General features: G+C 46.4%; 15 protein-coding genes and 2 pseudogenes. 4 read left to right on the top strand and 13 right to left on the bottom strand.

Annotation, left to right across the window (positions count from 1 at the left end):
* Positions 1-54 precede the first annotated feature (54 nt).
* Genes L2744_RS03280 through L2744_RS03295 form a run of 4 tightly spaced genes read right to left on the bottom strand, consistent with a single transcriptional unit; the run spans position 55 to position 2,026 of the window.
* Positions 55-606 carry a FlhC family transcriptional regulator gene (locus L2744_RS03280; protein ID WP_001020646.1) on the bottom strand — a complete coding sequence of 184 codons (552 nt, stop codon included), beginning with the start codon at positions 604-606 and terminating at the stop codon, positions 55-57.
* A complete protein-coding gene (locus L2744_RS03285) occupies positions 603-1,211 on the bottom strand; it encodes a flagellar transcriptional regulator FlhD (RefSeq protein ID WP_000891157.1) in 609 nt (202 codons plus the stop codon). The genes L2744_RS03280 and L2744_RS03285 overlap by 4 nt, the downstream gene beginning before the upstream one ends.
* A 9-nt stretch (positions 1,212-1,220) precedes the next feature.
* Complete coding sequence (locus L2744_RS03290) at positions 1,221-1,754, bottom strand: transglycosylase SLT domain-containing protein (protein ID WP_000790610.1); 534 nt, start codon at positions 1,752-1,754, stop codon at positions 1,221-1,223.
* The gene (locus tag L2744_RS03295) at positions 1,754-2,026 is read right to left on the bottom strand and encodes a helix-turn-helix domain-containing protein (RefSeq protein ID WP_193142113.1); all 273 of its coding nucleotides are present in this window, start codon (positions 2,024-2,026) and stop codon (positions 1,754-1,756) included. Before L2744_RS03295 ends, L2744_RS03290 begins: the two co-directional genes overlap by 1 nt.
* Positions 2,027-2,741: 715 nt before the next feature.
* Here L2744_RS03295 and L2744_RS03300 point away from each other — a divergent pair.
* Positions 2,742-3,104: a permease gene (locus tag L2744_RS03300; protein WP_248990671.1), complete on the top strand. Its 363-nt coding sequence runs from the start codon at positions 2,742-2,744 to the stop codon at positions 3,102-3,104.
* Between the two features lie 36 nt (positions 3,105-3,140).
* Here L2744_RS03300 and L2744_RS03305 read toward each other — a convergent pair whose 3' ends face one another.
* The 6 genes from L2744_RS03305 to L2744_RS03330 all read right to left on the bottom strand — a co-directional run bounded on the left by L2744_RS03305 (position 3,141) and on the right by L2744_RS03330 (position 13,515).
* Positions 3,141-6,770: a conjugal transfer protein TraG N-terminal domain-containing protein gene (locus L2744_RS03305; RefSeq protein ID WP_248990672.1), complete on the bottom strand. Its 3,630-nt coding sequence runs from the start codon at positions 6,768-6,770 to the stop codon at positions 3,141-3,143.
* 12 nt (positions 6,771-6,782) lie between these two features.
* Positions 6,783-8,216 carry a conjugal transfer protein TraH gene (locus tag L2744_RS03310; protein ID WP_025887008.1) on the bottom strand — a complete coding sequence of 478 codons (1,434 nt, stop codon included), beginning with the start codon at positions 8,214-8,216 and terminating at the stop codon, positions 6,783-6,785.
* 1 nt (position 8,217) lies between these two features.
* The gene (gene traF / locus L2744_RS03315; RefSeq protein ID WP_369097539.1) at positions 8,218-9,234 is read right to left on the bottom strand and encodes a conjugal transfer protein TraF; all 1,017 of its coding nucleotides are present in this window, start codon (positions 9,232-9,234) and stop codon (positions 8,218-8,220) included.
* A 134-nt stretch (positions 9,235-9,368) separates the two neighbouring features.
* Entirely contained in the window at positions 9,369-10,595 is a 1,227-nt protein-coding gene (locus L2744_RS03320) for a UvrD-helicase domain-containing protein (protein WP_376711925.1), read from the bottom strand.
* A gap of 179 nt (positions 10,596-10,774) precedes the next feature.
* A complete protein-coding gene (locus tag L2744_RS03325; RefSeq protein WP_001084040.1) occupies positions 10,775-12,838 on the bottom strand; it encodes an ATP-binding protein in 2,064 nt (687 codons plus the stop codon).
* Positions 12,835-13,515 carry an SIR2 family protein gene (locus L2744_RS03330; RefSeq protein ID WP_248990673.1) on the bottom strand — a complete coding sequence of 227 codons (681 nt, stop codon included), beginning with the start codon at positions 13,513-13,515 and terminating at the stop codon, positions 12,835-12,837. The genes L2744_RS03325 and L2744_RS03330 overlap by 4 nt, the downstream gene beginning before the upstream one ends.
* Positions 13,516-13,549: 34 nt before the next feature.
* Between L2744_RS03330 and L2744_RS03335 the strand changes: the two are divergent.
* The 3 genes and pseudogenes from L2744_RS03335 to L2744_RS03345 all read left to right on the top strand — a co-directional run.
* Positions 13,550-14,212: pseudogene (locus L2744_RS03335) on the top strand (IS5-like element ISEc68 family transposase); the annotation flags it as partial.
* 118 nt (positions 14,213-14,330) lie between these two features.
* Positions 14,331-15,941: an IS1634 family transposase gene (locus L2744_RS03340; RefSeq protein WP_041154801.1), complete on the top strand. Its 1,611-nt coding sequence runs from the start codon at positions 14,331-14,333 to the stop codon at positions 15,939-15,941.
* A 20-nt stretch (positions 15,942-15,961) separates the two neighbouring features.
* Positions 15,962-16,297 (top strand): annotated as a pseudogene (locus tag L2744_RS03345) (transposase); the annotation flags it as partial.
* Here L2744_RS03345 and L2744_RS03350 read toward each other — a convergent pair.
* The 3 genes from L2744_RS03350 to L2744_RS03360 all read right to left on the bottom strand — a co-directional run bounded on the left by L2744_RS03350 (position 16,232) and on the right by L2744_RS03360 (position 19,538).
* On the bottom strand, positions 16,232-16,816 hold the full coding sequence (locus tag L2744_RS03350) for a hypothetical protein (protein ID WP_248990674.1): 585 nt from the start codon (positions 16,814-16,816) through the stop codon (positions 16,232-16,234). The pseudogene L2744_RS03345 and the gene L2744_RS03350 overlap by 66 nt on opposite strands.
* Before the next feature lie 362 nt (positions 16,817-17,178).
* Positions 17,179-18,333, bottom strand: a complete 1,155-nt coding sequence (locus L2744_RS03355) for an iron-containing alcohol dehydrogenase (protein WP_199524590.1) — start codon at positions 18,331-18,333, stop codon at positions 17,179-17,181.
* 257 nt (positions 18,334-18,590) lie between these two features.
* Positions 18,591-19,538 carry an IS5 family transposase gene (locus tag L2744_RS03360; protein WP_248990675.1) on the bottom strand — a complete coding sequence of 316 codons (948 nt, stop codon included), beginning with the start codon at positions 19,536-19,538 and terminating at the stop codon, positions 18,591-18,593.
* Between the last annotated feature and the right edge of the window lie 23 nt (positions 19,539-19,561).

Below are 19,561 nucleotides of genomic sequence, written 5' to 3' on the forward strand. Positions count from 1 at the left end.
TGAGCGCCGCAAAGTTTGGGCGCTCATCTTCTGGTCCGAAATGTCATAGTCTACTCAAGCACACTCTTTCTCCCCACCACCATGCCTTCCTTGTTCTTTGCAGAACGGACATTCAACGCAGGTTCTTTGATTAACAGAGGTGAAGTACGTACACTTGCAGTTGTCGCACACCTCCAGCATTGCGTCCCCACTTCTCAACTCCGAAGCAAGACACCAGGCATCAGTAATATCAAACGGAGCCCATCGAGCACCTTTCATTCCGGGCACTTCTTTGCGGATTGCGTGATACATTCTAAATGCCTTGTTCAAGGCTTTGATGTTCACAGACCGCAACACGGCTTCTCCACCAATGTTGAAGTAGAGCTGCATTAGAAGAGAGGCCTGTATCTTGGATGTGTGACTATGAATCAGTGTCGCACCACCACGGAAGGTTCTGGATTTTCGTTCCAGAGTATATCCGTCTCTCTCCAGATCCTGGTAAAGCCGTCTGACCTGTTTGTAGGTTAGGCCCGTCTCGATCATGATGATTTTTGTGATGTACCCAGCAAGGGCCATGTGTCGAGCTGTAACCCAGCGACCCAATGTACCAGAGTTGCCAATGTTCATCTCCACCTCCCACGTCCCTGTAGAGACTGTTGCAGTTTTTTCAATACCGGGTGTGTTAACTCTTCCCGGCTGTCATCGAGAATTTCTTCAATGATGCTCGGAGCAAAACGAAGCGTAAAATGCGTAACCGTTGTTCCAGACATGTGGCGCAACTGGCTGTCTGTTGCCTTAGCCACCAGCTCCGCAAGCTCTCTCGAAACCCCGAAAACTTCCTTTGCCATCTCCGGGTCTCTCGATGCGACGCGGTTAAATAGCAACCAGTAGGCAGCATCAAATTCATCAACACTATGGTTGATGAAAACTACCGGGTCGTAGTCGCCAGAGAGTCGCGTGATGATGTTCTGCTCTGCTGTTTCGAGCTTGAAAGAGATCAAAACGCCAGACGCCAGAGCTTCCAATTGGGAAGGTGTTGCCAGTGACAGCTTTTGAACGGTGTCCATGCCCAAAGAAAATTGTGAGGCCGCATCATCTGGACGTTCTTTTGCCAGAGTGGATAGCAGGTTCCACAATGTCAGATCGAACTCGTAGACGTTTCTATCAGCTTCTTCTTGATCGAGGTTGACGGCTCTTGCATCCCACGCACCAATAATATCCAGTTCCAACATTCCGCCCCCTCACAAATCACGAAGGTTGCGATAGATAGCCAAGACTCGGCTACCATAGTTTCTGGCTCGGATTTCGTCTTCCCAGGCGTGATAGCGGCCAACGCCAAGCTCCAAGTCATTTGGAGATGACTGAATGGCTTCTGATAGCACCTCTGCCCCAACCATGACATTGGTCTCTGGGTCGAGAAGATCTGCTGGAGAAGAAACTCTATGACCATTCCAGCGGATGCTCACTTGCATGAACCCGACATCAATGGCACGACCGTACTGCTGCTGAAACTCTGCGAGCTTAGCCTTTGCCTGATCTTCCGACTTGGCATAGAAAGGAAGCCCAGGAACGCGAAGCGTCCAAGGCCAAGGACTTATAGAGCCATTACCTCTCCCTGATGCAGATTCGGCCAATGCGACCGAATACACTAGAAGAGGGTCGAGGTTATATGCTTTCGCCGCTTTGTCGAAGATGGTTCCGCTCAGGTCAATAGCATTCGCTGTTGATGACAGGAGAGCCGCAGACAGAACCAGCGCCTTGGCTTTGTTCTTCATCAGCTTGCCTCCTTATGTCTGAGGGGTATTTCGTGTTCTTCGTCATACCGCTCCGGCCAAATCTCAGACGGCTTCATACCCAAAGCTGTCGCTATCTCATGTTCCCAGCGTGGACTGGGCTTGTAGAGTGCCGTAGACACCACCTGCCGAGATGTTTTGTGTTTTCTGCCCAATGCGGCCAGAGAAAGTCCCTGGATCTTGAGTTTGTACTTGATCCACTCACGTTTCTTCTCTGGGTCGCTTGGGATGTCTATCACTGGGCATTTATCCATTGTTTGCCACCCTTAAACTGCGTTGTTACCCATACAAAAAGTGCGTTATTCAATGAACGCTTTTAGAGTTCTTCTATTGTCACAAACTGACATATTTTGCGCTCTTATAAGCCCAAATATTGATGCTGTCAACAATAAAAAACCTTTAAAAACATACACTTAACTTTGTACTGACGGAACAAAGTTACAATACTGTTAGGAATCAATGGGATACAGAATTTTTTTTGATTGAAATAGAAAGTGCGCCAAAGGAATGGCGAAAATAGCGCACTGGAAGTGCGTTATTTTGAGATAATTAATAGCGTTAAGGTATAAGTGATTTTAGGGATACAGCGAGGGCTGAAATTGCGAATACAGCAAGAGCTGAGGAGGGTAGGGTAAGCAAAGGCACGCCCTAACCACACAAGAATGAAGGTGTTTACAGAAAGAGATTTTTGGGAAAGAGAACTCTGCGGTGTTGCAGATGGGGACCAAAGCGTTAGCAATGGCCTATTCCATAGTGTATGCGATCTGTTTGACATGTTCAACTATGTAATGCTTTGTCAACAAATGCCTTATTCCGTAAGGTCTAACTTTCACATGTGAAAGTTAGTGGGCAAATTCTAATCATAAAATTTGCTAAAGGAATACTTATTCAACAACAATTAGTCAAAAATTTCACAGTTGCATTTTTTGATGCCGTGGTAAACTGGAGGTAAAGAGTAAGGAGATTGGTATGAAATATGTAGTCAATATTCTGCTGTTGGGAATGGTGCTTCTTGGAATAGCCATGATGACTGATACGCCTTGGGGGCTTGGTGTGGCACTGGCACCATTTGCCGTTTGGGGGGCTCGCTTCCTATTCCTAGTTCACAGAAGTCTTTGGGCTGCTGTTATCTTTTGGGGAGGGATAGCCTACTTCCAGTGGCAAGTTGCTTTGCTGGTCGGCGCTCTTTTTGGGGTGACATGGTTTATCCGCGCCGCTCGGTTAGCATATAAAGAGGCTCCGCATACTCGGCGAAGAAAGAAACGCGCTGGTGGACTTCAAAATTCCTATGACTTTGACCAGCGCTATCATATTGGTGCTGGAGACGAATAAGGGGGCATGATAGCCCCCTTATTCTTTGGTTAATTTTTAGAACCGCTGATTTGCGATGTTGTACCCCCTGATAGCAGTCAAATAGCTACCCGAGCGATCTCCTGCTCCCGTTGAGTTCTGCAAGACGTTAACCAGCTTGTCTGTAAACTCCTCGTTTTGCTGAGATAAGACTGGCTGGCCCCCTTGCATCATCGGTGAACCATCTGGATTTCTCTCTGCATATTCCATTTTTAAGTTCTGAACAGCTTGGTTCATGCGTCCTTCATTTGTATCAAAGGACTCAGCATAAACAGCGGCTTGTGAATCTGTCAGCCCATAACGGCTTTGAGCAATAGACTGCATCGTCTCTTTGTACTCATCACCGTATTGGTTCATAAACTGCTGCGCAGCACCGCTACCAGCTTCTGAGGCAGAGGCAAGAGCTGCCGCATAGAAAGCACCTCGCTCTTCAAGGTTCATCCCTTTGGCCGCTTCTGACAAGTCAGATTTTCCTGTAAGCCATTCTTTCGCTGCGTCATATCCACTTGCAGCAGCTCCCATGACATTGCGCCCAAGTTTAGCCATTCCAACCAACGCATCACCGGCCCAGCCAAATTCTTCTTGGACAGCTTGATCGCCGCGTTGAGTGGCTGCTATGAATTGGTCCCGCTGCTCAGGGGTCATGGTTCTCATTTGATCCATTGCTTTTGAAAACGCATCGGCACCAGCTTGACTCCCTGCGACAAGGGCTCCACCGGCTTGTTCTGCTCTTCGTCCTATCCAGTCAGATGAGTTATCCCAAGCCCCCCATCCTGACGCGCTCCAAGACATATCAGGGAGTGAGTTCATTAAGTTATCTTGAGCTTTTTTCAGTTCTGGAGCTGATACGGCCCTTTCTGTTTGCTGAGCTTTATCGTTGAGAGCTGTTAGCCCAGTTGCGTTTTCGTTTTGTACAATAGGACTATTTGTTGGTAATTGCCCAGCTTCTGTCGCAGGATCTGTACCAGCAGTGCCCGAAACATTATCACGGAACCCAGGGGCAATATTCGGACCACTTCCCACCGCCCCTTGAACCTGCCCGGTTACGCCTGAGACATTTGGACCACTCAATCCCTGTTGGCTATAAGCGTCACCACTAAATGCACTGTTTCTACCCGAAGCGGTGTTAATAGCTTGAAGTGCAGCTTGATACCCTCCAAGCTCTTTACCTGGCTCGTAGTTTTTAGAGTTGGTCATTGCTGTCATTCGTGCTGCCGCTTGAGCAACTTGAGGAGACATGCCGTATGCCTGGTATCTTTGTTGTAAGGATGCCGCTTCATCTTTTACCGATTGTGGCGCGGCACTACGGAAGTAATCGTTAAGTTGATTCATAGCCTCAGGAGTTTGGGCTACAGCACCGCCAAGAGTTTTAAAATCTGTATTGGTCATTGAGCCCATTTGACTTTGAAGTTGACTCATAGTGGTAAAGGAATCTGATGCAGAAACGAGTTCTGACGCAGATTTAGATAAATTTTGAGATAAGGTATCTCCCCATGCCTGTTTAAATGATTCTCCCCCAGAACGACTGAATCCTTGAGCTAGTTGATTAGTTAACGCCTGGCTATCAGTTTGAGAGAAGCCCACGCCCTTCATAAATTGAGATACATCACTTGCAGACCAGCTTGATGAGTCTTGGGCGGATGATTCTGTTGAGCCTTTGGCTTGAGCCTCAATATCGAAAAGATCCCCGCTGTCGTCGTCGTTGCCACCTTTTTTCTTCTCAGCCCCAGCCACAGGTACTAGCGAAGTGCTACTAGACTTAATACCAGCAGCGGCTTTCATAGCCGCTCTAGCTTTACCAACCATCGGCATAAGCATTGATGCGGCTTCATCTACATCAAGAGTGCCCATCGCTTGCATGGCAAAGGCACCCTTTACAGCATCTGAGTGGCTGTCATCAACTTGGAACTTATCCATGAAATTCTTGGCTTGTTGATTAACCAACTGACTTTGCGCTGAGTTCTGGGACGAGACGTTACGACCTATATTGGAAAGCCGAGAATACGCCTGTTCTTGACTTACACCATCTGAGAATCCTCGCCCCAGGGTGCTTTGGAACGCCTCTGATTTCTGACTTTGTAAAGCCTGTGCAGAACTTACTCCTGACGCCAACGTGGAGCCAAGCGAAAACGTGCTGATCATGCTTTCTGCGCCATTTGCCATTGCTCCACTGAACTGGTTGTGATTGTACGCTGGCTGGCTTTGCATAACCGGACCCTGCTTGAGCAGATCCGGCGTTTGCATCTTTTCGTCAACGTGGTCAGAACCACTGATTCTCGATGCCAAGCTGGTGAAGGCATAGGTGCTACCTGTGACGATAAACAGCGAAATCACCGGAGTGGCCGCAGCTAACATGCCACCGGTTGCTATCCAGTGTTGTAGCACATCTCCAGTTGAAGACAGCGCGTACATGGAGTTGAGACCACTAGCACTGAGGCTAGACATCTCATTTGACGCTGCGGTATGAACAAACAGATTGATAATTGAGAGGACTGGCATCCATAACTGAATCCAGAGGATGGTTTGCACATATTTACCGGCTAACTGTAGGCCAAAGCTGCCCATCACGATAATAAAAGCAATAATCGGGGTGATGGCGTAGATGAAGCCCTCAAAGAACGTCAGCATCGGGCGGACGACGGTCATAAACATAGACTGCTCTGCGGCCCATTGCGTGTTTCGTTGTTGAATAGCTTGGTTAATCATCAACGCGGAACCGTAGTCCTGGAGATCCTGATAGCGTCCTGCTGCGGCTTCGTAATATAGGGGCTCAAGAACGGCGGCTTTCAGGTAGTCGATGGATAAAGTGGTAGTCGCCCCCATCGCTTGAAGGGAGTCAGTTAGCTTAGTTATGGCGTTATCGCCAGTGGATGTGTCAATGCCCAGAAGATTGTTTAGAGCATCAACAACAACAGGGCTGCTTAGGTTTGCGGTCGCGGTGCTAATAGCCACCCATCCATCAGTGCATGTGTAGTCTGCACCATCAGGGTTTGAGGTGGACAAATAAAGCCGAGTTCCGTAGAGCTGTGAATTGAACCTCAAAGCAGAATCGGTAGAACGGTTCATTAACTCATCAAGGGACATCAGGTTGAGATCGACTTTAGTTAACGTGCATTCTCGGATGTAGTTATTCCAAGAGCGTCTAACATCAACGTAGCCACCGCCATTCGCTGAATTGAGCGCGGTAAACACTCCAGTGTCATAGGCTCGCCTTCTTACATCATTCAGCAATTTCAGTGTTTCGGAAAAATGACTTTCAGTGACATTCGGTACGATTACACCATATCCGGTTTCAAATAAATTGGTGATGGTGTATCCCACGTTTGATATGACGCCGCCAGCGAAGCCTACACCAATAGGTACATTGGCAACGACTCTAACTTGTCCTGTGTATGCGTCCTCGATAGTCACCGTTGTTGTCGGGCCGAAGAAACAGGCATATAGAATCCAACCAACCAGAACTTGCTGGAGATTGATTTGTTTTGCACCTTGAAAAACGGATTGAATGCAGATCATCAAGAACCCAAGAAGTAGGCCAATACTGACCATCTTCTCGAAGTCTCCGGTGCCGGTGATCATTGATACTGCAATTAGGATTTGCTCCAGAAAAGCAGAGTCACCGATAGAGTGGATTGAAAAAGCTCCCATTCCAATTGCTCCTTAGTTCGTGCTAGGAGGATTGGACAAAGTTGCCAGCATGTATTTTTGCTTGCGGATGTTGTCCAGTAGGTTGTTATATTTCTCAATCTGGCTTGCTAGATCGCCGTATTGAGAGGACAGGATTGTGTATTCAGCACGGATTTGCTGTTGCGATTGCGCGAGAAGCTCCAGAGCCTCTTTTTTGTAAGGCGATTTGCTATTAGCCATCGCAATACGAGCTGCACGGAAGAACTCTTCCGAGAAGCTATACATCATGGTTAGGGCTATCGCTCCTGATGACTCTGTTGCGAATAGGTTTGCGCCGTCTTGTGAAAGGACAGACAAGTTACGAACGATAGTGCCAATTCCCCCAGGGAGGTTAGAGACAAAGGCCTTTTCTGGGTCAGTTAAGGTCCCAGAGTTCGTTGCGTATTTGTAGATGACGCCAGGTGTAGAGCTGGTTCCCAGCAGCATGTCGGTGATCTGGTTCTTAATACCTTTGAGCACGACGGTTTTATTGCTGGTGCCAGCACTCAGGCAGTTGGTCGTGTCAGAATCACAGGAATAGATGTCAACAGAGCCACCTGAAATGAGGTCTGACAAGGTGATCTTGTTACCTGGCAGGGTTGTCAGAGGGGTGGTTTTCGCACCTGATCCGGTTGAGTTAGGGTCGTTTACTAAATCACCAATGATGACTGTGCCAGTTAAAGACATGATCGCTTCAAGTAGGGTGTTATCCCCGTACTGGAACCAAGTGTTGGCGTTGTTGCTCTTGAGTTGCTTCCAGACGATATTTCCAATCATCTTGTTGTATTCGTCAGGCTTGTTGGCTTTCAGTTCTTCCAGAGGGCTCTTACCGCTAGTTTCCTGTTTAGACCCGAAGAAGTCTTCATACAGGCCGGAAGTTGTCGCGGTGATAGAAGCATCAGTTTTGTGTTTAAGATCCATGCCACTGGTTAGGTCATTCACGAAACCTTGAGCGAGCTGGCAGGAGTTACCCAGATGTTGGTTGAGCGCTTGTACTTTCTTCTGGAAGTTCTCTATCCATTTTGCTCCGTCCGGAAAAACGTTGTCGAGAGCGAGCTGGAAGGCATAGCCTTTGGCGTTGGCTGCGACAGCTCGTAGGAGCTGGACAATTTGGTCCGCATTAATGAAGGAAAGCGAACCGCCGAACAGGTCCACACCACCACAACCGGCTTTCCACGATGGAGGGGCAAAGCTAACAAGGTTTTCATCGAAGATTCGGGTCTTAGCAGTGAACCGGCCACCAGCTAAAACACCACGCCGTTGGCTTTCATAAACGCCAGGTGGTGTTGTGTTGCTCATTTCATTGAAGAGTTTGTCCATCTGAGACTGAAGGCCGTTAGCGGCTATCGCCCCTGTTGGTGCTATGAAGATACTGGCCGCCACACTCACGGCAAGCAGGCTCCTTTTTATTGTCTTGTGCGTGACCATCTTAGTTCTCCTGTAATTTGTCGCGGATGTACTTCATGAGTTGTTCCGGTGGCACAAAGTTGTCTTTGTCACCGCTCGCTTGAGATAATTGTTTGAGATCAGCCCCCAGTTCTGGTGAGGCCAAGCGTTCGGCTATGTTGTTTTCTAGGTTGAGTACCGGGCGTGTACGGTTGAACTCTTCGTCTGTGACCCAGCCGTTGCGTTTTGCTGCGACCAAAATCCTGTGATTCAACTCAGGAAGAGACATTGGTCCTTGTCCTATAGGTGCGAACTGGCCGTCTGGAGAGGCGAGATAAACCGCTGGAAAAGTTACGATGCCAAGTTGTTTGGCATGACCTTCATCAGTCTTGTAATGGGGAAAAATCCCACTAGGGAGAGGTTTGCCGTCCATAGAAACTGGAATGATTGAGAAACCTTCTCCTTGTTCCAACATCTTGATGAGTGGTGCTTGTAAGTCACTGTAGTCATCGTCGGACTTGTAGAAGAAGAATATCCCTACACGGTCAGCTACGCTTTTGAGTAGCATGTTTTTGGCGTTACCAGCGTCACGGTCAACCTGTTGTGAGGCAAACGTGGCCGCAGGACGTCGAGTAATCTCATCCAGGAATGGATCTCCCACAACTGCCAACTCAGTAGCATCGGAAAACTGCTCAGAGCGATCTATCGCAAATCGCTGCAAATAGAGAAACATCTTGACGTTTTCGACGGTAGGATTGTTCCAAGCTAGGTCTTTGTACTTGGGTAAGTTTTCCCGGAACCATTCCGCTGAGAACATTTCTGGGCCGCTCGGTAGTGGAGCAGCAGGTTTAGGCTGTGTAGGCTTCGCTTCTGCCACAGGCTTTGGTTTGGGTTTTTCAGGTTTTTTCTCTGGCTCTTTGGGCTCTTCCTTGTACCAGAACCAACCCTCTTCTTTTCGCTCATAGAAACCAGGTCTTGTGCCATCTTGAGCCCAAGCCTGGTGTGATGCCCCCAGCGTGAGCGCTGCGAGGAGCAGTAAATTCAAAGGTGATTTTTTCATAGTCTCACGCACGTATTTTCCCATGCTCGATATGGTAGAGGCGGGAGGCGTGAAATTAGGCAGGTGTAAGCGCCCATTTAGGGCGCTTAGAGCGTTTTATTTGTCAACTTTCACATGTGAAAGAATTGACCAAACTATTTGGTTGTGTCCTCTTCAACTTCTGTCGCTTCTGCGGCCATCTTCATCTGCTTCTCCACCATGCGTTTTTGGGTGATGTAGCGGATAACCATCTCGACGGCGCTGTTCAAAGCGAGGATTCGCATCGCTCTGGTGGATGCGACGTAGAGCAGGTTTATTTCATCGTCACGGGCCATTGGGTCGAGCTCTGGGTCCAGGACATCCGGAAAGTCGTCATAGAGCTGAACAAAGTCCCACTCCAGCCCCTTGCACCGATGAGCTGTTGAGACCGTAATGTCAGCCCCAAACTCTTCTTTGACTGTATTGCGTCGTAGAGTAGTGAGTCGCTCAGGGATTTCATCGTAGCTGTTTATGATCTTGACAGCCCTCATCATCTCAGGGTCTTTGGTCGCTTTCGCTACTTCTTGATACTCGAAGTAGTCTTCATACTCATCAAGCAGTTTCTTATTCTTTACCCGGTCTGGCTCTGCCATCGAAAACCAGTACAAATCCTGGAGCTCATTGATCTGGTAAGCGTCGATTCCACCGACCCAGAAAACCTGCGCTCCGGATTCGGTCGCAGAGAGCGCCGTCTCTATAACCCCCATGACAGTTCGGTGAAGTATTGCGCGATGGCCCACATCACCTGGTAAAAACATGACTACCTGATCTGCTGGTCCCCGGCCAACAACAGGTCGTGTTTCACCTTTGAGTTCAAGAAGGGCGTTTGCCACCAGGGAAACGTTAGGGCCAAAGCGGAAGCTATGAGTGAGATAGAGTTGGTCGGCGTTCATGAGCTCTTTGCTATCAAGGGCGTTGTTTGCGCCTCTGAACCTATAGATCTGCTGGTGGCGATCTCCAACCAGGATTACCTTGCAGTTCTGCTGTAGGACGATGCTACTTGTTACGGGGTTAGCGTCTTGTGCCTCATCAAAAAGAATGGTGGTGTACCGGCGAGACAGATTCGGCATCCCGAGCTGATACTGTTTGAGGTAGCAGTCGTGTACGGTCGGGAACGGATCTTGAACGTTTGTCATCCGTTTCCATATGAGCTCAGCACCTTCGACCACCTGGATTTGGTATCTCTCCTGTTTGGACGTAAGCACTTTACCCGTATCGGCGCGAGCAAAATGCGTATAAAGAATCCGCATGTCTGCACTGCACATAAAGGCGTTGAGCGTATCGAGAATATCTTTGGCAAACGTCCAGTTCTTGGTATTGGGGTTTGAGGGCCAATGATGCAAAAAACCACGCTAACAGCGTTAGTTCATTGTTTATATTGAAATTGATAGGTACTGCGTTTACAGCCACTTCAGTCGTCATGGTGGGGCTGAGGGACAACGGAACGCAACACCAAGTAGATTGATGACATAAAGTTCCTTCAATTCCGATCTGCCCTCCCGCTTTCATTTTCTGCCGCAGATCACTTTTGTTGCCATTCCTTTACAACAGCTCCCCAATCGACAGTTCTCTCGACCAATTTCCCATCAGCATACTTTCTTGTCCAAACATCCCAGAAGTCAGGGTCATCAGAATGGGGTTGCTGATCTTTCGTCAAATTTTTCATTTTAACCAGGACAGGAAGCTCAGATGCCCAGCCCATCAGTATTGCATGTTGGGATGGCAGTGAAGGCAACTCACGGAGTAATCCTCGCAAATTATCAGGTACCATTTTATGAACTTGCTCCTGATCTTTGTCATTACTAATTCGATGCAGAAGAAAAGTATTACATTGAGATAAAACTGTAGGTGATAATTCTGATGGTCGTTGCGAGGAAACCACCATCCCAAGACCAAATTTTCTGCCTTCTCGTGCAATTTTCTCAAACACTTGGCAGCAAACAGCTGCGACATCCTGATTTTCAGAGTCATCACGATACCGTTTAATAAATGTATGTGCTTCTTCAGCTACAAGTACCGTAGGTAAAGATTTATTATATAGTCTTCTATAGCGTTGCAATGATTCAAAAATAATCCTTGAAATCACAGCAGTAACAATGTGAGTAATTTCGCTTGGAACTAGAGATAGATCTATTATAGAAATACAACTGTTATCATCTCTTGAACAATCGGTACCAAGATATTTCTCTAACCATTTAGCTAAGTCAATCCGATTATCAGCATCATTAGTAACAGATCTCATCCTTGTATCTGAGAGCATGGTGCGTATTCTGGCAACCAAATATTCAACATATTGTTCACTGCCATTTTCTTGAGCAAGAGCTTCTAAATAGGCAACCAGGTTATTACCATCAAATGGTAACGGTATATCTTCATTCTTTGGTAGTAACTCTTTCTCAAACCCTCCGAACTCTCTAAATGCAGAGGTAACACTCTCGATAATGCTATCTATTTCAGGCACGGTCGCTTGCATGGTTGCGTACTGTACATTCCTATCTTGTCTATATTTAGACATTATTGTGATTACATTCGTTAAGTTGTTATTTCCAAGTTTATCTCTGTATCCTTCAAAGCTTTCAATCCATTTACCCATTATCTCGTTAAAGCCTTTTGCAGGCCCCCAAGCTCCAAAGGGTTTCCCTGAACTTTTATCATGTTTTAAGGTTATGAGAACATTCCCTAGAAAACGTTTTATTTCTATATTTGAGGTTGTTTCAAGTTCAAAATCTTCGTTTCTCATTGCCCTTAGAGAACGCTTTAGTAAAGGAAGTTGGGCTTTAGGACTCGCTTGCGTAAATGATGCCCATTCCGAGCTATTCCAAAACCAAGATGGCACTTGGAGTTGATGCTCATTTTCCCCAGCTTCGACTTTAAAAATTCTGCCTTTAAATTTTGTAGTTGGTCCCAAAGCACGTACATACTCGCCATTGGGGTCTAATATAATAAATCTGGCGTTTGGTTTTACTTCTGACTCCATTGCAGCTTCGAGTGACCATTGGATTAATCCTGCGACAGAACAAGACTTACCACTACCAGTATTACCAAGTACTGCTATATGACGACCAAATAATCTATCAGGGTCTACGGCTACATTAGCATTGTTAGCAAGTGGACTTTGCCCAATAACTATTCGTCTATTATCACCAGACTCGACAATTGATCTAAGCTGTAAATCTGTTGGTAGTAAAATAGCTGAACCAATAGAAGGAAATGATTCAGAGCCGCGTTGAAATTTAAAATAATCAGTACCATCTTTGGAAAAGCGTTTAAGAGTTCCGACTGGATTTAAACTTATTTTTTTTCGAGGAAATGGTAGGTTTACTAGACCAAAATCTTGAATATCTCTTTGTTTAGGATAAGGTGAATGCTCAACTGCAAGCCACTCTATTTGCCCAACTAAGTAACCATTATCACATGAGACTAATACATAGCTGTTTACTCTAGGAAAATTTCTAGGTGTGCCTGCATTCAAAGCGACAGCATCAGGTGAATCGATATCTAATAGTGCTCTAATTTCATTGGGTGAAACAAAATCTACAGTACCTACCCTGAGTTGCTCACCTTGTTCAATGGGAAATGAGTTCATTCGGAATCCCCACTATTATTTGAGGTAGTTGCACGATACAAACCTCTTGACTTCAATAGCTCCGCCATACGAATTGATGATCTGTCTATCGCGGCTTTAGGAAGATAAAAATCTACTAATTTCTTTATATCTCCAAAGTGATCACCAAGCAATAAAGATATTTGAGCTTTTCTTCCACTATCGTTTATAAAACGCATGATTCTACCAAGTGGATCACCGTATGCAATTATTACTATATGCGTTGAGGGTATTGTCAACATGTCAATAATAACCCGATTTATATGCTCATCGCCAAAACTATAACCATATGTTACCAAGGTGCTATTAGGACGACATGTTGCAGATGCTAAATCCCTAAATAGCTCAACATAAGGATATTCAGATGTTTCACGGTCTTTAACTGAATTTGGATAAATCATTAATTGTTGATAATTTGCAGTTCCGGTAGTTTCCACCTGTAAAAAGGGTTCAACCGAACTGGCTCCAAATGGCAATCCAAAACGCCTTATAGCCCCTTCAGTAGCATACCAGTCCAATGAACCATGTAATTTAGTAAATCGCGCCACACCCTCCAAATATCTTGGTTCACCCCGAATCCCTGGTGGGTTGTAATGATAATCCACTTCTAACCGAGAAGATCTAAGGAAGGTGCGAATAAGTCCGAGATGTGAGATCATCGTGTTGTAACCTGAACCCAGAATGAGTAACCGGATGAGCCAGCAACTGACTTTTGCCGACAGTGAGTTTTCCAGTAAACGCCGCCAGACCCGCAAAGAAGTTTTCCTTGGCAGAATGGATGACTTGCTTCCCTGGGACAAATTACTTGGCGTTATCGAGCCTGTGTATCCCAAGGCCGGTAATGGTCGCAGGCCCTATCCGCTGGAAACCATGCTGCGTATTCACTGCATGCAGCAATGGTACAACCTGAGCGATGAGGCCATGGAAGATGCCCTCTATGAAATCGCCTCCATGCGCCAATTTGCTCGCCTGTCACTGGATAAAGCCATTCCAGACCGCACTACCATCATGAATTTCCGGCATTTGCTGGAGCAGCATGAACTGGCCCGCAAAATCTTCAGTACCGTTAATCACTGGCTAGCAGAGTGTGGCGTTCTAATGACCCAGGGCACCTTGGTGGATGCCACCATCATTCAAGCCCCCAGCTCTACCAAAAACAAACACAACAGCCGTGATGAAGACATGCACCAGACCAAGAAAGGTAACCAGTGGTACTTCGGCATGAAAGCGCACATTGGCGTGGACGCCAAAAGTGGCCTGACCCACAGTCTGGTGACCACGGCGGCTAACGAGCACGACCTCAATCAGGTTGGCAAGTTACTGCATGGCGATGAAGAATTTATCCGTCATTCCGCAGCTAATTCCAGAATTTAAATAGCGTGATCTGGCGATCAGTTTTTCATAAAAACCACGGCACCATCTTGACCGCGATCGACAGTTTTGATCTATTGCTGCTATTTGACGGTCTCAAAATATGTCTACCCATCCTGTTATTAAACGCTTAGATCACCTTGGTCTCATTGCCGCCTTTTGTCACGAAATTGGCCTGCCACGGATGATAGATGCCGTTATCCCAAAATATTCTGACCACAATGTTTCTCATGGTGACGCGGTATTGGCCATGCTCCTAAATGGACTTGGCTTTCATAGCAGAACACTGCACATGTTCTCGGACTTTTTTAAGACCAAGCCTGTGTCTAAGCTACTCGCCAAGGAGATTGAAGCACACCATCTTACTGATGATGTACTAGGGCGCACCTTAGATGCTCTATACGAAGCCGATGTCTCTGCGCTCTATCAGGTTATTGCTGAGCGTGTTGTTGATAAACTGGGCTTGACGACGGATTCAGTTCATCTTGATATCACCAGCTTTCACGTTGATGGTGAGTATGCACAAGATGAAAACACCAACGTGATCAAGCTTGTACGAGGCTACAGTCGGGATCATAGGCCAGAGCTTAACCAAGTGGTGCTTGAACTCATCTGTGAAAACCAAGCAGGTATTCCTGTTTACATGCAAGCACTGAGTGGCAACACCAATGATGCCAAGGCATTCGCTGAAGTCACTAAAAGACACATACATTGCCTAAAAGCCGCGCAAAATAGTCGTTATTTTATCGCTGATGCTGCCTTGTACACCGAAGAAAGCATCTCCTCGCTAGATGAGCAAAATCAAAAGTTCATTACCCGTGTACCGATGACCATCAAGCTCGCAAAACAAGCACTGCTTGCGCTAGAGCCAGAGCAATTGAGCGCTATCGATCATGGCTACTCAGGGTGTTGGATAAACTCGGATTACGGAAAGGTCAATCAACGTTGGTTGCTCGTTCACAGTGAACAAGCCACCAAGCGGGAAGAAATCACTTTCTTCAAGAACTTAGAGGCAAATATAGCAAAAGAAATCAAAGCGTTGAGAAAGCTAAGTAAAAAACCATTCGCTTGTGAAGTTGACGCAGAACTCGCGTTTAACGATTTCAAGAAACAATGTGACTTACTAGGGTTTGAACAAGGCACTCTCATCAAACTGCCGACTTACTCTCATTCGGGGCGCCCAAAGACAGATGAAGCACCGACAGGATACCAATACTTTATCGAGGCCGCTCCCTTCACCGACCTAGAAAAAGTAAAACTGGCTAGGCTCAAAGTAGGCATGTTTATCCTCGCGACGAATGACACCGACAATGAAGCACTCACCATGGCAGCTCTGCTAGCTCATTACAAATCGCAACAAAAAGTCGAGCGTGGCTTCCGCTTTCTAAAAAGCCCTGAGTTTTTAACCTCTTCCATCTTTTTGAAAAAGCCTGAGCGCATTGAAGCGTTGCTAATGATAATGACGTTGAGCTTGCTTGTTTACGCCAGTTTAGAACACAAAATCAGAGAGCAACTCGCACAAACCGAAGCGTTCTTCCCAAGTATGGTAAAGAACAAGACGACAGCAAAACCGACGGCACGTTGGGTCTTCTTGCAGTTCGAAGGCATTGATACGTTAGAGATTAACGGCCATCGGTTCATCACTGGACTTCAAGAGCACCAAACACAACTACTCAAATTACTCGGTAGACTCTATGAGGTAGTTTATTCCTAAATTAGCTGCGGAATGTCGGATTTATCTCAGCCGATGCTGGTTATCAGGGGGCCGAAAAGCGCGATGAGCTCAGCGATGTCAGCGCAGACTGGCTTATCGCCAAGCGTCCCGGCAAAGTGAATGCATTGAAGCAACACCCGCGCAAGAACAAGCTGGCCATCCGTTACGAATACCTGAAAGCGAGTATCCGAGCGAAGGTTGAGCATCCATTTCGGATAGTAAAATGTCAGTTTGGTTTCGTCAAAGCCAGGTACAAGGGGCTGGCTAAAAATGACAGTCAACTGGCGATGTTATTCACCCTGGCGAACCTGGTTCGAGTTGACCAATTGATACGGGCACAGGCGAGATCTACCTGAAATGAGGAAATTGGCCTGAAACAGGGCCAAAATCAGCCACGAAGAGACGATTTTGGGCTGAAAATTGGAAAATTGAGCCACAGGACGTCGATAAAGGACGGTTTGGGGCGTCATATCGGGAGCTGCGGACCACTTAATCGCAGCTTCCCTAAAAATTGGTGCTATAGTACCGACAAATCTGTCAATTAAACGAAGACCTGCTATTTCAGCGCCCGTTTCAATTATCCTGTCGTAATTTGTCGTAAAAATATGTAATCGATCCCTAGTTGCTGTTCGACTTGAAAAACTCATCAAAAAACTTACTAAATAATTAAATGTTTCTGTTTTTAAATCGTTGTTTGCATCACGAATTAATTTTTCACCATAACTAACTGAGTCTGAAAATAATTTCAGACACCTTGTTAGCTCATTATTTAACTCTACTAACTCACTTTTTAAATTTCGATATGAGGGAGCACCTGGTGGAGATGGTGGAACCGGTAGGTTTTGTACCGTTAAAATCTCTAGTCCTTTAATCAACTCATTAATTGAACGAATCTGATCTTCAATATTACCCTTTCCCCTTCCTGAGGCGTCTGCTGTTTTAGCTACATAACTGTCTATTTCAGCCTTACAAACTTTGAGATCTTTAGAAGCCTCTGAATAACTACCTGCGTAGCTACCACCGCGTTAAAAACGTACTCAAAATGCTCATTTACTATGTGTAAACTGCGCTTTTTCGTGCGTTTTTGCCTTGTGTTAGCGCCCTCGGCAACGTTATTCAGAGGCTCCCTAAACTCAATAGCATTATCGCCAACAAAAAAAGATCACACCCCAAACACAAAACGCCCCGCTGTTTAAGGCGAGGCGTCGTTGTGGTCTACCTTTACAGCTGATAACACTTACATTGCAGCACGGAAAATCGCAGCCACTTCTTTATCATTCAAACGACGTGGATTGGTTGCCGCACAAACGTCTTGCTGCGCATGCTTAACCATAGTCTCGATATCTTCGTCCTTTACACCCAACTCAGTCAGATTGCTCGGAATACCAACATCAGCGGACAAGCAACGAATGGCGACAATTGCCATTTTTGCTGCTTCACGCACAGCCAAACCATCAATATTTTCACCTAAAGCCTCAGCAATATCAGCGTAACGCTCTTGCGCTGCCATCAAGTTAGCTTCACACACATGCGGCAGTAGCAAGGCGTTACACACACCGTGCGGCAAGTCATACATACCACCTAGCTGATGCGACATGGCATGCACATGCCCCAAGCTTGCGTTATTAAACGCCATACCGGCTAAGTATTGTGCATAAGCCATACGATCACGTGCTTCTAAATCATCAGCCCGTGCTACTGCCACGCGCAGATATCGAGAAATTAAACGAATCGCCTGTAAAGCCACCGCATCGGTAATTGGATTAGCAGCAGTCGAAACATAGGCTTCTACCGCATGAGTGAGTGCATCCATACCTGTCGCAGCGGTTAACGAAGGCGGCATTTTAATCATCAACAGTGGATCATTAATGGCTAAATCAGGTGTTACACGCCAATCAACGATCGCCATTTTTACGTGGTTCGAGGTATTGGTAATAATCGTAAAGCGTGTGATTTCACTGGCTGTACCCGCAGTGGTATTGATCGCAATATAGGGTGGCAGGCTGCATTTTGACTGATCAACACCTTCATAATCGGCAATCACACCACCATTGGAAACCACTAGACCCACGCCTTTACAGCAGTCATGTGCACTACCACCACCTAAGGAGATCAGCATATCGCACTGACCTTTTTTGTATGCATCAACGCCTTCTTCAACGTTTTTGTCAGTCGGGTTAGGGATGGTTTCGTCAAACACAACATAAGCAATATCTGCTTGATCAAGCAAATCAGTCACTTGTTTGGTGTAGCCCAACTGAGTCATACCTTTATCTGTCACGATCAATGGCTTTGTACCGCCCAATGACACTACGCGCGCGGCCAACTCAGTTAGCACATTAGCACCAAATAACGACACGCTCGGCATGAAAAAACTTGCACTCTGGCTCATATTTAACTCCTTCCTGATGTGCCGTAGCCTTGAGTTAACCGCTACGGTCTGGGTATTGAATTATTACTATAGCCCATACTTATGCTAGGCGTGTTGATGCGGCTCAAGGAACCTCTGAAAATCTCAGCTTATTATTGAGCTTTTCAGAAAATCACTCGAAAACTTGTTCGGCGTCAACTATCTTGGCCGTTTTCGAGGTAAAACCACCTCTTTTAGCCCTTAATTCGCCGTTTTGGCGGATTAAGGGCGCACTAACCCTAAGCCAGCAAGTATTTCCTACCGATCATGAGGTTCGTTAGCCCCGCCAGCAGGCACAAACGGTTATGGTTTTTATCAAGCCCTTTGTAACGAACTTTGTTATAGCCAAATACGCACTTGATGTAGCGAAACGGATGCTCAACTTTAGCGCGTAGCTTGGCTTTCATTTTTTCAATTTCCTGCTCATTTTCGGTCATGGTTTTACGCTTACTGATTCGAGCACTGATCAGCCAGGCAAGATTTTTGCGCTCTTTGTTTTCCCTGCGTTTTTCAACACCTAGGTATCCAGCATCACCAAATACACGCTTTTCTTCGCCATGTAGAAGGCTTGCAGTCATGGTTACGTCGTGCACATTGGCAGCCGTACTTTCCACGCTATGAATCATACCTGTGACATCATCCACGCCGATATGCATCTTCATGCCAAAGTGCCATTGGTTGCCTTTCTTGCTGGAATGCATTTCTGGGTCGCGCTTGCGGCTTTGATTTTTCGTTGAGCTCGGTGCGGAAATAATGCTGGCATCCACAATGGTGCCTTCGCGAAACAGCAAGCCTTGATGCTGCAAGTGCTTGTTAATTTCCTTCAGAAATAGCTTGCCCAGCCCGTGCTTTTCAAGGAAGTGACGGAAGTTTAAAATTGTTGTTTCATCAGGAATATTGTCTGATAAACGCAATCCTGCAAAGCGGCGCATTGATTCAATTTCATACAGCGAATCTTCCAGAGCCGGATCGCTAAGGTTGTAGAACAACTGCAAACAGTGCACTCGCAGCATCACACTGAGCGGATAAGGGGGACGCCCCATTTCACCTTTTGGGTAATGCTTAGCGGCGCGATTCTCCAAGCGCTTCCAAGGAATAATGGCATCCATTTTTTCCAAGAAAATCTCACGACGCGTCTTACGCTTTTTGTTCTGGTATTCTGCTTCGGCAAAAGTCAACTGGCTCATGATTCGGCTCGCTGGGCTAAAAA

Source organism: Shewanella profunda (assembly GCF_023283765.1).
Lineage (GTDB): Bacteria > Pseudomonadota > Gammaproteobacteria > Enterobacterales > Shewanellaceae > Shewanella > Shewanella profunda.

Excerpts from the sequence above, each read along its gene's own strand:
- L2744_RS03280 (WP_001020646.1), bottom strand. The coding sequence starts at position 606 with ATGAACATTGGCAACTCTGGTACATTGGGTCGCTGGGTTACAGCTCGA.
- L2744_RS03285 (WP_000891157.1), bottom strand. The coding sequence starts at position 1,211 with ATGTTGGAACTGGATATTATTGGTGCGTGGGATGCAAGAGCCGTCAAC.
- L2744_RS03290 (WP_000790610.1), bottom strand. The coding sequence starts at position 1,754 with ATGAAGAACAAAGCCAAGGCGCTGGTTCTGTCTGCGGCTCTCCTGTCA.
- L2744_RS03295 (WP_193142113.1), bottom strand. The coding sequence starts at position 2,026 with ATGGATAAATGCCCAGTGATAGACATCCCAAGCGACCCAGAGAAGAAA.
- L2744_RS03300 (WP_248990671.1), top strand. The coding sequence starts at position 2,742 with ATGAAATATGTAGTCAATATTCTGCTGTTGGGAATGGTGCTTCTTGGA.
- L2744_RS03305 (WP_248990672.1), bottom strand. The coding sequence starts at position 6,770 with ATGGGAGCTTTTTCAATCCACTCTATCGGTGACTCTGCTTTTCTGGAG.
- L2744_RS03310 (WP_025887008.1), bottom strand. The coding sequence starts at position 8,216 with ATGGTCACGCACAAGACAATAAAAAGGAGCCTGCTTGCCGTGAGTGTG.
- traF (WP_369097539.1), bottom strand. The coding sequence starts at position 9,234 with ATGAAAAAATCACCTTTGAATTTACTGCTCCTCGCAGCGCTCACGCTG.
- L2744_RS03325 (WP_001084040.1), bottom strand. The coding sequence starts at position 12,838 with ATGAACTCATTTCCCATTGAACAAGGTGAGCAACTCAGGGTAGGTACT.
- L2744_RS03330 (WP_248990673.1), bottom strand. The coding sequence starts at position 13,515 with ATGATCTCACATCTCGGACTTATTCGCACCTTCCTTAGATCTTCTCGG.
- L2744_RS03340 (WP_041154801.1), top strand. The coding sequence starts at position 14,331 with ATGTCTACCCATCCTGTTATTAAACGCTTAGATCACCTTGGTCTCATT.
- L2744_RS03355 (WP_199524590.1), bottom strand. The coding sequence starts at position 18,333 with ATGAGCCAGAGTGCAAGTTTTTTCATGCCGAGCGTGTCGTTATTTGGT.
- L2744_RS03360 (WP_248990675.1), bottom strand. The coding sequence starts at position 19,538 with ATGAGCCAGTTGACTTTTGCCGAAGCAGAATACCAGAACAAAAAGCGT.